Genomic DNA, 16,253 nt, shown 5'->3' on the forward strand with positions numbered 1-16,253 from the left:
ATTAATTGCGACTTAAATACTAACTCGCTTGCCTCACAGTCCGGCAGGGAATTAATTCCCTTCCTCCTAGCAAAAGTCCTCTGAAGAGGACTGTAAGATGTGTTGGTAAATGCTATTTTTTGGTCAATTAAGATCGACTTAAATACTAATCCACAGTCCTCTTTAGAGGACTTTCGCTATGAGACAGGGGTTTTCAACCCCTGTCGGACTATCGGGCTGTCGAGAGATCGAACGATCGAATTGTCGAAATGTCGGACTATTGGTTGTCGAAATGTGGGACTATTGGATTGTCGAAATGTCGGACGATCGAATTGTCGAAATATCGAAATATCGAAATATCGAAATATCGGACGATCGGGCTATCGAGAGATCGAGCAATCGCAATATCTGGCGATCGGGCTAAAAGAATGATAAAATATTTGGGTTTTTCATATGTAAACCCGCGATGAACAAATCGCCCTTTCCCTTCCAGCTTCTCACCGCCCTCGCTTTCTGCTACCTAACCGCTCCCCCAACATTAGCTCAAATCGTCCCCGATACCACTCTCCCCATCAATTCCACCGTTACCAACAACGACAATACTGATATTATCGACGGCGGTACTAAAGCCGGCAATAACTTATTTCACAGTTTTAGAGAATTTTCTGTCCCCACCGGCGGTACAGCTTTTTTCAACAACTCTCTAGATGTTCAAAATATTATTACTCGCGTCACTGGCAGCTCAATTTCTAATATTGACGGCCTTCTCCAAGCTAACGGCAATGCTAATTTATTCCTGCTAAATCCTAACGGCATTATCTTTGGTGAAAACGCTCGACTCAGCATCGGCGGTTCCTTTTTGGCAAGCACTGCTGACAGTTTGATATTTGCTGACGGCACGCAGTTCAGCGCAAAAAATCCCCAAACAACTCCTCTATTAACCATCAGCGTGCCAATAGGTTTGCAATTGGGAACAGCTAACCCAATTATCGTCCGAGGGCCCGGTCAAAATTTGATACCAGATGAAGAAACAGGCGCGATAGTCCGGGAAGATAACAACGTTGTTGGACTTGCTGTAGAACCGGGCAGAAGTTTGGTATTAGCAGGCGCAGATATCCAACTTCAAGGTGGCAATTTGACTGCGCCGGCGGGACGCATTTCGCTGTTAGCAGTTCGCAATGGAGAGGCCAGAACTCCTAACAACGAATCTCTGTTTACTTCCGATATTTTGCCTCAGCCTGCTTCCTCCCTTGGCAATATCGAAATGTCGCAAAAAGCAACTGTTGATGCTAGCGGGACGCGAGGAGGTGACATTCAGCTTGCAGGGCGCAACATCAGACTCACTGAAGGTTCGGCAGTTTTGAGTTTGACGAGAGAAGCAGAACCGGGAGGAAATCTCAGTGTCACCGCTGCGGAAGCTATCGAAATTATTGGCAGTCCTGACGGTCAACGCAGCGGTTTTTTGGCAGAAACTATCGGCGAAGGTAACGGCGGGAATTTGCAAATTTCGGCGCGCAATTTGTTGTTGCGAGATGGCGGACAGGCAACTACTTCTACATTTGGTGACGGTAGAGGAGGTAATGTGAGAGTTGATGTATCTGAATTCATAGAAGCTACGGGTACCACTCCTGATGGGGAACCTGGCGGCTTATTTGCTCAGACGGAAAGTGCCGGTGCAGCAGGAAATTTGACAATAAATACAGGCAGGTTATTTATTTCTGACGGGGCTTTGGTATCAACAACTGCTTTAGGCAGCGGTAATGCCGGGAGTCTTACCATCAATGCTTTGGAATCAGTGGAAGTCATCGGAATTGACACTCCCGGCGATCCGCCACTTTCGGCTTTGTCTTCTTCGACTGAAGGAGAGGGTGCAGGAGGTGATTTGACGATTGATACCAAGAGATTGATCCTTCGAGATGGTGCACAGGTGTTTACTAATACATCTGGCGCGGGGCAAGCTGGAGATTTGCAAGTGAATGCTTCCGAGTCAATAGTAATTAGCGGTGGCAACGAACAGCGAAGTGGCATATTGACACAAGTAGAATCTATAGCAATGGGAGACGGTGGCAATTTAACTGTTGCAACCCGACAATTAATAGTTCGAGATGGCGCACAAATAGGATCTGGTACCAGAAGTGCTGGTAAAAGTGGGAATATAACTGTAACTGTAAAGGATTCTGTAGAACTTGCAGGGACTTCAATAAGTCGTTTTCCTAGCGGTATATTTACTCAAGTTGATGAAGAAAATGCAACAGGAAACGGCGGCAATGTGACTGTCAACACCCGACAGTTGCGGGTATTAGACGGCGCCCAAATATCGGCAGGCACTCGCGGTATTGGCAGTGGCGGAGATGTTACTATCAAGGCTAGTGAAAGTGTGCAATTGAGTGGGGTTTCTGGAACTGTAGACCCTGAAACCAATAACCCTTTTACCAGCGGGCTGTTTGCGCGCACTCGCGGTTCGGGCAATGCCGGGGGCGTCAACATTTTTACCGATCGCCTGACAGTACAAAACGGCGCAGAAGCAGCCGTTGATGCGCGTTTTGGAGGCGGTGACGCGGGAAATTTGGAAATTCGATCGCGCGAAATTCGATTGCTCAACGGCGGCGTTCTAACGGCGGAAACGGCTGTGGGCGAAGGCGGCAACATCCGCATCAATGCTAGCGCGATTCAGATGCGCGATCGCAGCCGCATCTCCACAACCGCAGGAACCAGCGATAAACCGGGCAACGGCGGTAACATTAACATCAAAACCGATACCCTTGCCGGCGTCAGAAATAGCGACATTTCCGCTAACGCTTTTGAAGGTTTGGGCGGTAGAATTGCGATCGACGCCCAAGCTGTTTTAGGATTCCAAACACCAAGCCGACAAGATTTAGAAACTCAATTAGGAAATAATTTAACTCAATTTGACCCGCAAGATTTGCCCAGCAGCGACATTACCGCGATATCGCGCACCAACCCCAATCTCAGCGGCACCGTCGAAATCAACACACCCGATATCGATCCGAGTTCCGGTTTAATAGCCCTCCCGCAGCCGGGAGTTACCGCGATTATCCAAAACCCTTGCAATCGGGGAAGCCGCAGCAGTTTTGTGAATGTCGGGCGCGGCGGTGTGCGCCCGACTCCCAGAGAAATTGTCAGCAATTCGGGGGCAAATTCGGGTGATAATTTGGAAACGGAATTAGTGGAGGCTCAAGGATGGGAGCGAGATGCTGATGGTACGATTAGGTTGGTGGCTCGATCGCGCAACGTGATACCTTACAGCAATTGGCAAAATCCGGTTAAGTGCGATCGATAAAAACCCCAAAGCCTGCCTGAATTATTTCGTTTTTCCGACAGTCCGACAGGGGTTGAAAACCCCTGTCTCATAGCGAAAGTCCTCTAAAAGAGGACTGAGATTCCTTACATTTTTAGTCATATTTCCCAGACAATTTATGTCATATTTCACAGACAATTTGTGTGATATTCCACAGTCGGTTTTAACCGACTTTTGCTATGAGGCGGGGGTTTAAACCCCCGCCGGACTGTCGTACAAGCGCGCGGTAAAATCGATCGCACTTATGTCACATTCCACAGACAATTTATGTCAAATTCCCCAGTCGGTTAAAACCGACTTTCGCTATGAGGCGGGGGTTTAAACCCCCGCCGGACTGTCGGACAAGCGCGCGGTAAAATCGATCGCACTCCTGTCAGATTCCACAGACAATTTATGTCAAATTCCCCAGTCGGTTAAAACCGACTTTCGCTATGAGGCGGGGGTTTAAACCCCCGCCGGACTGTCGGGCAAGCGCGTCGAAAGTTGACACCAATACCCTGTATTAAATAACCCATATCCGCATAAATATTCCCTAAATCCTGCGAAAACAATGAATACAAAAAAATGGAAAATATCGTTAATAATAGCAGCAACAACAGCATTTTTATGTAGCTTGCAAATACCTATTACAGCTCAAATTCCCAGAACTCCCAAAACCAACACCCAACTCACCGCCGCCCAAAATCTCCAATCAGCGGGACTTTACCGCCAAGCTTGCAATAGTTTGCTCCCAGTTTTAGAGCTTACCAATTTCAACTGCCAAACCTTAATTGACAATCAACTATCTCCCACAGAAAAAGCGACTCTTGAAAAATTGCCCAACACCGAAATCAGCGCATCGGGATTGAGAACATTAGGCGATGTGCTGCGCGTGACTGGTGCTTTGAAAACTTCGGAGATTATGTTAAACCGCAGTTTGGCAATCGCCCAAAACTTGCAGTTAAAACAAGCTGTCAGCGCTGCTTATCTGAGTTTGGGAAATCTCCAGCGCGCGATCGCCAAACGGCAAGAAGATATCCGCAAAAATGCTAAGCTTAATTATGCCCAAGCTTTGAAATTTTACGAAAGGGCGATCGCCCTTTCTGCCCAAACCGAACAGTTGCAAGCTAAATTAAATAAACTGAGCCTGCTTGTGGAAACTCAACCCGACTCAGATATCGGCAATTTATGGCAAGAAATCAAGCCAACCGTTGACAATTTGCCCCCCACTACTGAATCCATCTACGCTCGCATCGACTTTGCCGAAAGCCTGATTTGTTTGAAAGTGCAAACAAGGGATTTGGACATCGATAAAATCTTACTACCTTTGCCGCCCGCAGTCAAACACTGTACTTTCCCAACCAAAACTAAAACCGCAGCAAACCCGGAATTAATTTATATTGCAAAACTATTGGCATCCGCAGCAAAAGATGCTACTAAATTAGGCAATTTGCAAGCCGAATCCTATGCCAAAGGCAGTCTCGGCGAATTGTATGAAATCACCGGACAACTATCAGACGCCAAACAATTAACTACCGAAGCTTTAGGCATTGCACAGTCAATCCAGGCGGCGGATATTGGCTATCGGTGGCAGTGGCAATTGGGCAGATTGACTGTGAAAAGTAAGGGAGAGACCAAAAGTGCGATCGCAGCTTATCAAACATCAGTTCAAACACTCCAATCTTTACGCAAAGATTTAATCGCCGTCAATCCAGACGTGCAGTTTTCCTTCCGAGACAATGCCGAACCAGTTTACCGCGAACTCGTAGATTTACTCGTGACAACCGAGGGAAATTCTCAACCAAATCAGGCAAATTTAGAACAAGCAATTCAACAAATAGACGCACTCCAGCTAGCAGAAATTGAAAACTTTTTGCGGTGCAATTTATCTCCTACTATTGCGATAAATAAAATACCCGACAAACAAGCAGCGCTAATTTATCCAATTATCTTAGAAGACAAAATAGCAATTATCTTTCAAGTACCGGGAAAGCCGCTAACCTATCGCGAAACTCGCGTACCTCGCAAAACAGTAGAAACTACTCTGCAACAACTCCGAAATAACTTGAGCGAACGAGGATACAACCTTGAAGTAATAGCTGATGCTAAAAAAGTCTACCAATGGTTGATCGAGCCGCTGAAACCAGAACTCGACAAAAATCCTCAAATTGAAACCTTAGTATTTGTACAGGATGGCGATTTGCGGAATATACCGATGGCGGTGCTTTATGATGAAAAATCAGATAAGTATTTAGTAGAAGATAAATATGCGATCGCCATTTCGCCGCAACTCACACTTTTTGCACCTCAACCGCTACAACAAAAACTCAAAGTCTTCGTCGGCGGTATCGGCCAACCGCAAAACATTGACGGTAAAAACTTTGAAGTCATCCAAAAAATAAAGGAAGAATTAGAAGGAATTAGCAAAAAAATACCCGCAAGTCAACCCCTCCTTGAAGCCAATTTTACCAAAACCAATATTCAAAATCAACTCCAAACAGGCAACTTTTCCGCAGTACACTTAAAAACTCACGGCGAATTCAGTTCAGATCCCGATGAAACGTATATTGTGGCTTACCAAAAACGGCTCAAAGGTCAAGATATCGCTAGTTTAATCGAAACCGGTACCCAAGAGCGATCGACTAATATTGAATTGCTAGTTTTGAGCGCTTGTCAAACCGCATCGGGAGACAACCGAGCAGTTTTAGGACTTGCAGGAATTGCGGTGCGTGCGGGGGCGCGCAGCACTTTGTCAACTTTGTGGGAAGCGCGGGATGCGCCGAATACCGAACTGATGGTACAGTTTTATGAGGAACTGTCAAAACCTGGAATGACGAGGGCAAAAGCGCTGCATCTGGCACAGAAGTCTCTCTTTGAAAGACATCAGGCGGCGAATATTTGGGCTACATACATTTTAGTTGGTAATTGGCTCTAAATTCAGAGGACTGAAGTCCTCACTACAAACCGGTTCGTAGTAAGGACTTCAGTCCTTATTCACCACAACCGGGCCCGCTAACGGTTCTTGACTTAACTCTTTTTCCCCAATAGATTCTAACAATTTATTCCAGTCTCTTCTCAATTTTTTATCGGTTGGTGAAGCCAACAACAAATTGCCCAAACGAGTCAGCGAATCGTACCAAATATCAGGTGCACCTGCGTTAATCAGGCGCTCTGTTTCAGCCGTTGCGGCTACCTTTTGCACCCATCCATCTACAGCCAAATCTGCTCGATTATTTGTATTTGTCTGGCAGTATATTCTCAAATACCAATGATAGAATTTACCCTCATTTAAAGCATAATTGGCAGATTCAGGCAAACTAATATTCACAATGCCAGGAGTTTTAGGTAGCTGGAAAGAAGCTTTGTAAATCAAAGTCTTCTCGTCTTGAGTCACTAACACAAATTCTCCATTTTTTATATCTTCGGCCCCATAGGGTATGTAAAACCAAAAAGTAGGATAGGGAGAAGTTGTCACACGGTGATTTTGACGGGGTGCTAAAAAAGTTAGTAGCTTATTGGTTCTTTTGCAGGATTTATAAGGGTCGAGTCCTCCGCCTGGTTTAGTATTAGAATCGGGAGGTGTGCTAGGTGTTTTCGATACTTTCGATCCTGCCCCTGGTTTCGTGTTTTTGTCTGGTGGTGCGATCGGTGTTTTTATATCCGGCTTTCTCTGGGGTTTGGCGTTTTTTGCGATCGCAATTCGATGATTTTTGACCAAATTATTCTCTGCTACAGTAGTCAGATTTGCCGGATTTGCCAGCCCTGACGCAGAATCGATCGCCAAAATGAAACCCAACACTAACTGCCACTGCATTTTACACATAAAAACCCTCTTCTCTCCCAGTCCCTCGCTCGCTCGGACTTTGCTTGTGTAGACGCGGCTTCAACCGCCGAGAAATCTGCGAGATTTCAAGCGCCGAGGCTAATTAAGATCGATCGTACACAAACAAGATACCACCCGTCGCCACTAAAGCCAAAACCGCCGGAACCAAAGGCATCCAGCCACCGAAAGTCAAAATTACCAAAGAACCTTGGTACAGCACAAAAATCATACCACCGCTAGCGATCGCCAACACCAAGAGCGATCGAGCACGCCAAGCCAACAGCCCGCCCGTCACAGCCACCAGCCACACAAAAACAGCATCTCCCCACTGAAACCCTTGGAATTGCGGCAAAACCCACAATAGCGGCCTTTTATCAATTACAGCGCTGAGAATTTGACTAACCATGTGAGCGTGAATCCAAACTCCCGGCATTTTACCATAAGGAGTATCAGATTCATCCCTCGAAGCTTGCGAAGTATGACCAATTAAAACAATTTTATCTTTGACTAAATCAGAGTTTATTTTCCCTTCTAATACTTCTTGAAGAGTCACTTTAAAAGCTGGCTTGGGGTTGGCGCGGTAGTTGAGCAATATTTGACTGACTGGCGCATTTAAATCTTGATAACCTCCAGTTCGACTTGCCAATCTTTTGAATGTAACATCACCAATTCGCCACTCTTGATTGTTAGTTATCTGTGATTTTATTCCTTGATTTTCCAAAAAACGCAAAGCTAAGAAAAAGCTGAAGCTCTTGGAAATTTTACAATTGTTAGTAAAACTAGAAAGATTTGGTTCATAGGAAAGAGATTGACGGCGAATACTACTACCTTTTTCATGGCGCAATTCATCGGGAGTCAAATCGCTAAAACCAAGTTGATTGGTTAATTTAGCCTGAGACAATTCTGGCGGCGGATCGAAATTTTTATCAGTAGAACCGTAGCTACAAACAGTAATAATATTGGGATGGCTATCGAACAGGGAGATTAATTGCTTTCGCCCAGGCTCTCTTGCCGAATTTCGGTGCATATTTAAACCAATTATTAAAGGTTGAAACTGCTGCAATTTGTCGATCGCCTTTGCTAGAGTAGCATCATTTTGGGGATAGCCGTACTTCTCGGCATCCTTGTTTGTCACTTCCACTACCAGCAACCGATTGTCGATTAATTCAGGTTCGCGCTGGCTCATTAGTCGATCGAGCATTGACAGTTCCAACGGCTCCATAACCCCCAGAAAGCGCGCACCCATCACAGCCAGGGTACACCCCGCACTCGCCAAAATCACCGACTTAAAACGCGAAAAACCCTTAACCTGGGGTCTTTTTGGAGCGCTAGAAGCCGCAGTTAAATTCTCCGCAGCAGCAGGCGAATCCGGCGGCAGTAAAAAATCATTCCAAACTGCAGGCTTCGCAGCCGGATGCTGCCAAATTACAGGCAACCAACTAGCACAAGGAAACTCATTTTCTAAAACCTGTAACCTCAGTCTAGCTTCCTTCTTAGCTGCATACAAAGACTTACCAGCTACAAACTCTGTTAGAAAATACTTCAGAAATTCTTGAGCTATATAATCCGGCACCAACTCCCGCATCAAAATCATTTGCGGAATTCTCTGAAAATCATCTAACTTTGTAGCCAAACCCAAGCCATCGCAGCAGTTAAAAATTGCCAATTGCAAACCATTGTCCACCGCTTTTCTCAAGCCAATCCACAACTCATCAATTGTCAAGCTGTCATTTTTATTAATATAAATCTTGCCAGTGCCATTTTCAGTTTGTCCGTGACCAGCAAAAAATATGATATCCCAATGTTGTTCCCACAAATCATCAGTAATTTGCTTGATATCTGGCTCCACTAAAACTATTACTTCCGCATGATTCGGAGATATCTCTTCGAGGGTTTTACGGTCTTCTTGCACATTAATGTCATGGCTATTTCCCAGAATTGCTAAGATTCTTACCTTGGATTTGCGTACTGGCTTCTGGAATTGATTTGTATTTCCAAAGTTTAATTGACTCAGCGATGGTTCGGCTTTGGGGAAAATTTTAAATAAATCCCACAATTCCCAAGGTAGCTTGTGCAAATTCGGATCTTCGGTACGAATTAAAACCCTAATATCTTCATCAACATTCAATCTCACTGACAACCGTTTATCAATTTCTCGAAACTCTTCTGAGTTCAGCCAAGCATTCATCGCCGCTGCCACTTCTTCACCAGACTCCTGGCATCTTTTCAGAGAACTTCTGATCTCTACTTGTTTTATCTTCACTCGCCAAGATATTTTTCTTGAAGGAAAAGTTTTTTTATTGTATGACTTTACCAAGGAGTATTTTGAAGGAAAAACAATTTTTCGTTGGTGTCGAGAAGCCGTTCCCAAAGAACGATATTTTTGATTCCAGTGTGTTTCAATTAGATCTGCTAGGGCAGGATTTGCAGGCAAACTTTTGGTCAGATCGTCCGCAGCCTCGCCGCCATCTTCTATGATTTGCAAGGTGACTCGAAAACCTTGGTTCCGCAAATCACCATCTAATTTGAGATAAACTAACTTGCTCATAACATACACCCCCTATGGATATTTGATGGCTATATTGAAAATGAAAAATTTCTAATTGTGCTCACATCACCCAAGGCGATTTTCACGCTAAAGTCTTCTCCGCGTTCGGCGCTAAACTTAAATACCAAGCTATCGGTTTTATGGGCTCTAGCTTGTATTAAACTTTGGCCTAGATTGTCTAACAAGAGCAATTGGAGATTTTCGGGTAAATAAGTTAATTTCTCCCCAGAAAAGACCTCTACAGAAATATCTAACTCTTCCTGATTCGTCTGTGTTATTTCTACTATCATTTTTACGATTTCACCGTCTGCCACCTCTAGATTTGTCCACCTTTTAACTGGAATGTTAGCGCCAGAAGTAGGGCTTTTATCTAATGCTTTGTTACTATTTCTGAAGGCAAACTGCAATTCTGGTTTTGACTCGAACATGGTTTGCACTGTATGCCAACCGCTATCGAAAATATTGTCCAACCATTGACTGAGATTTACAGGCTTGAGCTCGTCTAAGTATTCTAGCAGGTTGTCGATCGACTCCAACTCGCTAAGTGGAACTTTTTCTCGATCGCCATTTTTGACAAATCCCAGCAACTTCAGATCCTGGAGAGATTCGGCCATCTCCACCGCAATGTAACCGATTCTGTCCGATCGCACTTCTGCCGGAATCGAGATACATTCTTCACCAGCGCTTACCCAGCGGCATTCCAGCTTACCAATACCTTTGACATCCAAATCCGCAACATCCATGAATTTCTGGACTACAGGATTCCAAATATCGCTGGCGGCCAAATCAGTGTCTATTTCCATACACTGAAAGTACAAATTGACTGCGTGCACGGCCAAAGCATTGAGATAAACCCGTTTGGCTTTTTTTGGGTTACTTTGTTGCTGTGCAAGGGTTTGAGCGCTGCGCTGCGCTGCTGGGGCGATCGGAATTGTCAAAACTAAATCAACTTCTGTGTTATTCATGATCCATCTTTGTTTTTGGGTTTTTAATGTCCTACAAGTATTCTCTGAATCGGGGCGTAAATTTCTCCAAAGACCTCCGGTAAAAACTGCTTAAACTTGAAACACTTACTCGCAACTCTGCGGATATATCCTCCCAACTTACATCTTCTATCTCTCGCTTGACAAGCAACAACTGAAAATTGACGTGGGGGTGCTTTCTACTCACTTCGCTTTTGAAAACATCGCCCGGATCTTCTTCAATCATGTCGATGAGAGCTTTTGCGAGTCGTTCCGATTCATCTTCCGGTTGATTTGGGTGTTGATTCAAAAAAAAATTCATATCTTTGTAGTATGAACGTTTTAACTCGCTGCGACCTATAACTTTAGGCGTAGCTTCTTGAAAACATTTAATCATCAAGAAGTTTACCCACTGACTGACCTCTTTGTCAGGGCGGTAGTTATGAATCTCCCGGCAGATTCGCAACATCAAGTCCTGGTAGGATTCATCACAAATTTCCTGATAATTATCCCAGCTAAAATTTAGATTTCGGGGACAGTTAATGATTTTATATCTTTCAATTTCCATCACTAATCTGGTAACAGCTTTCCGTCGCCCTACAGTTTTAGGCTGGTGATTTTGAGCAGCTATGGCTAGCTGTTTCAGCCGATCGTCAATTTCATCCTTACTAGGCATCTCTTGTTCCAAGGTTACTCAGAAAAATAGTCTCCAACCAGCTATGCAAGCCGCCGGGGTTCAGCGAATGCTCCGAGAGCGACTTGCGCCGGCGCTCTCGCCGCCATATCCCCTGCAATGCCTTCTATTTGCCTATCTGTCGCGATCTGCGATTTTTATGCAAAACTCCTGCATAATTTACAAAACTTTACATAATTTGCGAATTTCTGGGTACCAGGGGCGGTCGTTGGTGCGTCAGGAATCAGGCGGTGCGGGCTTTTCAGCCGATAGGGGATGTTTGGCGTTGGTGTTGAATGCTATAATCGCGATCGCCAGCACAGTTAATTATTTGCAGGAAGCGCGATCGGCAACGGAGCAGGGCGATCGCACTCGGAAAAAACGCTTTTTACTGCGCCGTCAACGCCCCAAAACCATGCACCACAAATCCCAGCAGCACCGCCAAAAACTCGCGGCTCAGAAAAAAATCAAAAGAGCTATTTTTTACTGTTTGACAGCCATATTTTTCTGCTGGAGCACCGCGAACCTCGCTACAATTGCCCAAAAGCCATATCCGGGCGGGCTTCAAGGGCAAGAAATGAGAGAGATTCTCGATCGCGGAAACCTCACCGAAGCCGTCACCCGAATCGAAAAAGACTGGGAAGAAGACTATCAAAAATACTTTGAACAAGACTTTGCCGCCCGGGATAAAACCGCCCAATCAATATCAAAAACTCTCTCCCGCCTAGCAGTTCAAACCAAGAAAAAACCAGCTTTAATTTACGCTATTCCGCGTACAGACCAACTAGAACTAATCTTAATATTGCCCGATCGCCCGCCAATTAACCGCAGCGTCCCCTCAGCCCAAAAAGACAAACTGGTGCCAGTCGTCCAAGCATTTACCAGCGAAATCACCAAAGTAGCACAAATTAATACTACCAGCTATCTAGAATCAGCTCAACAACTTTATCAATGGATAATTGCACCGCTAGAAGCAGACTTGAAAATAGCAAAAATTGACACCTTGCTGTTCTGCGTCGGCGAAGGTTTGCGAACGGTACCCCTAGCAGCAATGCACGACGGCCAGCAATTTTTGATCGAAAAATACAGTATGTCGCGGATTCCGGCATTCAAGCTGATAGACATCAATTACGCCGATCTCAGAAACTCCCACGTCCTAGCAATGGGAGCAGAAAATTTCTCAGAAACCGCGAACAAACAACCGCTACCGGCTGTTCCGTTAGAATTAAGTGCGATCGCCCGACAGTGGCCTGGTCAATCCTTTATCAACGAAGATTTTACCATCGTCAACTTGCAATCGCAGCGGCTGCAACAAAGATACGGCATCATCCACCTCGCGACTCACGCGGAATTCCGCCCGGGAACCCCAGATAACTCCTACATTCAATTTTGGGACACCCAACTCAGATTATCTCAAATGAGAGATTTGAAATGGAACAATCCGCCGCTGGAACTGTTAGTATTGAGCGCCTGTAGAACAGCCTCGGGAGACAAAGAAGCAGAACTCGGATTTGGCGGTTTAGCGCTGCAATCGGGAGCAAAATCTGCCCTCGCCAGCTTGTGGTACGTGTCAGATGCGGGGACTCTGGCGCTGATGACAGAGTTTTACCAGCAGTTAAAAATCAGCAAACCTCAAGATCCTCCAATCATTAAAGCTGAAGCTCTCAGACAAGCACAAATTGCTGCGATTAAAGGTAAAGTCACGATAGAAAATGGGCAATTGCGAAGTTCTAGGGGGGAAACTCCGCTGCCGCCGTCAATCCCCAAACTCGAGAGCAAAAATTTATCGCATCCTTATTATTGGGCTGCTTTTAGTACGATCGGCAGTCCTTGGTAATTGTGGGGAGAAACAGGCTTTTCGGCCTGTTCCACAATTGGAAATCTGTAGGGAAACGGCATTGCCGTGTCCGGCGCGGGACTCTACGGATTGCGATCGTCCCGGATCGCGCTTCACCCGAAAGACCGCTCTTAGACTCAAGTCCCTGTCTAATAGCGAAAGTCCTCTCAAGAGGACTGATGAGTTCTTCAGTCCTCTTGAGAGGACTTTTGCTTTGAGGCAGGGGTTTAAACCCCTGCCGGACTGAGGGTTTAACGCGATTGTTGACACGACCCAAGGCCAAGCCTAAGTCCGACACGAGACTCTACGGATCAACCGATATTACCGATGAGGCCCGCCCATTTTTAGGCTTTCGATCGCTTAATCAGGACACTAATCACAAGTCCGGGTTTTGCCCCTCGCTGCAACTTACTCCAATCGCCGACGGCTGCGAATCCCAGCCGGTACAAGATGTGGATGGTTTCTAACACGGCTTTTTGGGAACCGACAACGGTTATCTGCAAGACTTCCTGTTCGGATACTGGTGTACTCAGTTTGGCGGTAGCTGTCCTTAGCTGTTGGTCGCAGCTTTGGACAGTGCAACTAGATTTTCGGGCTGCGCTGGCCGCTTCCTCTTCGAGCAAAGCAACCTTAATTTCACAGCGTAGCGGCTTGTGGGGCCGCCGTCAATGGATTTTAGATTTTAGATTTGGGATTTTGGATTGAAGAATTGCTCTGTTTGGTAAGTCGATCGCTCTTGGATGGCGCTAATTGTACGCAACAATATAGCAACCGCCACTACCAATATTGAGATAAATATATAGAATCAATATATGCTAAGACCCTTTAGCATAAACAGTTTGATGCTCGTACTATGTAACTGTCAGCGGTCAACTGTCAACTGTCAACTGTCAACTGTCAACTGTCAACTGTCAACTGTCAACTGTCAACTGTCGATCGAGCCTCTTGACCGACGCAGATGATAGGCTATAAAACATAAAGTAATTCAATATCTGTAGCTGTCGCTCAACCAACCACCACCAACCTGTGACAAATCAAGCGGGAGCCTTCAAGGGGAAACAAAAATGAAAAAATTAGAATTTTTACTACAGAAAGAGGGCGATCGCGCCTGGTTGCCCCTAGAAACCCCCGACGTGGAAATTCTAGAAGGCAAATATCGCGTCGTGGCGCGCATTCAGCACCCCAACACCGACATCGAAATTCGCATCATCCACACATCCTTCGACGAAACAGCCCCCCAGCGGAAAGTCCAAAGCAGATCGGCCCGCACCAACCCGGAAGGATTAGTCGTGATCATTCCCTACACTCGTCTCAAACCGGGAATGTGGGAACTCTCCTGCTTGCCAGATCCCAACTCAGAACCAGCAAAATCTTGGCAGTACGGCGTGCAATTAGAAGTATTGCCCGCAGAATCGGAAACTTCCGAGCCCCTACCCGCGATCGACTCCTCCGAAGCCGCCGCTTCCCCCTCAGCCTTAGAAAACGCATCACCGGTCGATCGGACACCAACCCAAATCAAGGCCCCACCTCCACCTCCACCGCAGCCGACCAAAATCTACCAATTCCCCCTTCCCCAAACGCCTCAGCCGCCGAAACCCGCAGTCAAACTCGAACTCGAACTCGTGCTCGATCGAGAAACCTTCATCACCCAACTCGGCCGCCCCTTAATCATTTCCGGCAAAATCGACATTCCCCAACCACCTCAAAAAATCAGAATAACACCACCTCCCATCCCCGAATCCCAACTTCAAGAACTCCAAAAACTCATCGGTTCAGCACAACTGCAAATTTACCTGCGAGACCCCCAAACCTCACAAATACTCGCCCAAATCGAGCAGCCGATGCCAGAACAAGCTCCTCCCTGCATCTTTGCCTGCGTTACCTACATCCCACCCGACTGCAAAAGTCGCCTAATTTTAGGAGAAGCAATTCTCAGCAGTGGCGGTGTAACTTTAGCCACCAAACTATTCACAATTACAGCCGGTTTAGAACACCTGCTAGAAGCAATTAAAGACGATTTCATCGAAGAAAAACATCAAGCCGAACCCTCTCCAACAGCACTCAGACCACCTCGAAAAGAAGTCCATCCATCCTTCCTCCGGGTAGGACAAAAAGGCTTAGATCTGCCATCTCCCGCAGCAGCCACAACTGCAACCAATGAATCTGTAACGAATGAATCCCTACCCCCTCAGCTAAATTCCCGCCAGACTCCAAGTGCGGGCGGCCTAGAATTGCCAGCATTCGGTAACAAACTGCCCGACAGCAGCCGATCGCAATTGCTCTTTGAAATCACCAATTCGTCTAGAACATCCGCCGGGGCGATCGACCAACCAACCAAACCCTCAGACATCCCAACTACCCCAGAAAACGCCGAAATAGGGGCGATCGACCAAAAACCCCAAAACACTCCCGAACCAGAAACACCAGCCCCAGAACCTACGCCACCCCCCTCACAAAAGGCATTTCAAACCTTAAACGTCCAAAATAGATTCTGGTCGCGACTGAGTTCCCTAGCCAGCACCGGCGAATCCCCCGAATGGCTGAAAGCAACCAGCCTGTCGCCAACTCCAAAAGCCGCCCCCAATACCAGCGAAGCCATAACAGTCGTCGAAGAAAGCAGCCCAACTGGAGTGCAACCAGCCATCAGGGAAACCATTTCCCAACCGCAACCTACTGGCCCGGAAGCGAGAGAATTTGTGGTGTTTGACGAACCCCCGCAGCCGAAACCAGTGGCCCAAAAAACCATAAAAGTCGAACCAGAAGCAACTGGGCTAACTCCCTACATTTTGTCAGAAGACGAGTCAGTACCGATGCCGATCCTGGAATTGCCGCGCGCCCAAATCCTGGCGGGCCAGGCTGTAACAGTGAAAGTGCAACTACCGGAATTAATGCCGCGGATTTATGTAAAAGTTTGGGTATTCGATCGGCAAACCTACCTAATTCTCGACGGGCCGCGCTGGATTACCGAATTTACAGCTACCGGGTTAGGAAATATGCGATCGAGTATCGAGTTAGAGATTCCCTACGGCTGCATGGAAATTGAATTTGAGGCGATCGCCGTGGAAATGCAAACTCAGCGGGAAAGTCACAAAGTCAGCGTTCACCGCCAAGTTTTACCGCCAGCGGCGCCCAC

The 16,253-nt window shown here is 46.3% G+C and carries 10 protein-coding genes; 5 read left to right on the forward strand and 5 right to left on the reverse strand.

Annotation, left to right across the window (positions count from 1 at the left end; all coding sequences use genetic code 11):
• Window positions 1-178: 178 nt before the first annotated feature.
• The 3 genes from JGK39_RS27580 to JGK39_RS27590 all read left to right on the forward strand — a co-directional run bounded on the left by JGK39_RS27580 (window position 179) and on the right by JGK39_RS27590 (window position 6,212).
• Entirely contained in the window at window positions 179-403 is a 225-nt protein-coding gene (locus JGK39_RS27580; protein WP_293260064.1) for a hypothetical protein, read from the forward strand.
• 42 nt (window positions 404-445) lie between these two features.
• Window positions 446-3,280, forward strand: a complete 2,835-nt coding sequence (locus JGK39_RS27585) for an S-layer family protein (protein WP_293298144.1) — start codon at window positions 446-448, stop codon at window positions 3,278-3,280.
• 568 nt (window positions 3,281-3,848) lie between these two features.
• Window positions 3,849-6,212: a CHAT domain-containing protein gene (locus JGK39_RS27590; RefSeq protein ID WP_293260070.1), complete on the forward strand. Its 2,364-nt coding sequence runs from the start codon at window positions 3,849-3,851 to the stop codon at window positions 6,210-6,212.
• A gap of 48 nt (window positions 6,213-6,260) precedes the next feature.
• On the opposite strand, the gene JGK39_RS27595 is transcribed toward JGK39_RS27590, so the two are convergent.
• The 4 genes from JGK39_RS27595 to JGK39_RS27610 form a co-directional block, all read right to left on the reverse strand.
• Window positions 6,261-7,100, reverse strand: a complete 840-nt coding sequence (locus JGK39_RS27595; protein ID WP_293260073.1) for a DUF928 domain-containing protein — start codon at window positions 7,098-7,100, stop codon at window positions 6,261-6,263.
• 103 nt (window positions 7,101-7,203) lie between these two features.
• Entirely contained in the window at window positions 7,204-9,648 is a 2,445-nt protein-coding gene (locus JGK39_RS27600; RefSeq protein ID WP_293260076.1) for a CHASE2 domain-containing protein, read from the reverse strand.
• Window positions 9,649-9,677: 29 nt separating this feature from the next.
• The gene (locus tag JGK39_RS27605) at window positions 9,678-10,613 is read right to left on the reverse strand and encodes a DUF1822 family protein (RefSeq protein WP_293260079.1); all 936 of its coding nucleotides are present in this window, start codon (window positions 10,611-10,613) and stop codon (window positions 9,678-9,680) included.
• Window positions 10,614-10,644: 31 nt separating this feature from the next.
• Complete coding sequence (locus JGK39_RS27610; protein ID WP_293260082.1) at window positions 10,645-11,286, reverse strand: hypothetical protein; 642 nt, start codon at window positions 11,284-11,286, stop codon at window positions 10,645-10,647.
• Window positions 11,287-11,515: 229 nt separating this feature from the next.
• Here JGK39_RS27610 and JGK39_RS27615 point away from each other — a divergent pair, with 229 nt between their 5' ends.
• Window positions 11,516-13,120: a CHAT domain-containing protein gene (locus tag JGK39_RS27615; protein ID WP_293298147.1), complete on the forward strand. Its 1,605-nt coding sequence runs from the start codon at window positions 11,516-11,518 to the stop codon at window positions 13,118-13,120.
• Between the two features lie 344 nt (window positions 13,121-13,464).
• Here the strand turns inward: JGK39_RS27615 and JGK39_RS27620 are convergent, their stop codons facing one another.
• A complete protein-coding gene (locus JGK39_RS27620; protein WP_293260088.1) occupies window positions 13,465-13,743 on the reverse strand; it encodes a hypothetical protein in 279 nt (92 codons plus the stop codon).
• A 441-nt stretch (window positions 13,744-14,184) separates the two neighbouring features.
• On the opposite strand from JGK39_RS27620, the gene JGK39_RS27625 reads away from it, so the two are divergent.
• On the forward strand, window positions 14,185-16,253 hold a 2,069-nt coding region (locus JGK39_RS27625), incomplete at its 3' end, for a hypothetical protein (protein WP_293303073.1).

The sequence above is a fragment of the Microcoleus sp. PH2017_12_PCY_D_A genome, from assembly GCF_020738565.1.
Taxonomy (GTDB): domain Bacteria; phylum Cyanobacteriota; class Cyanobacteriia; order Cyanobacteriales; family Microcoleaceae; genus Microcoleus.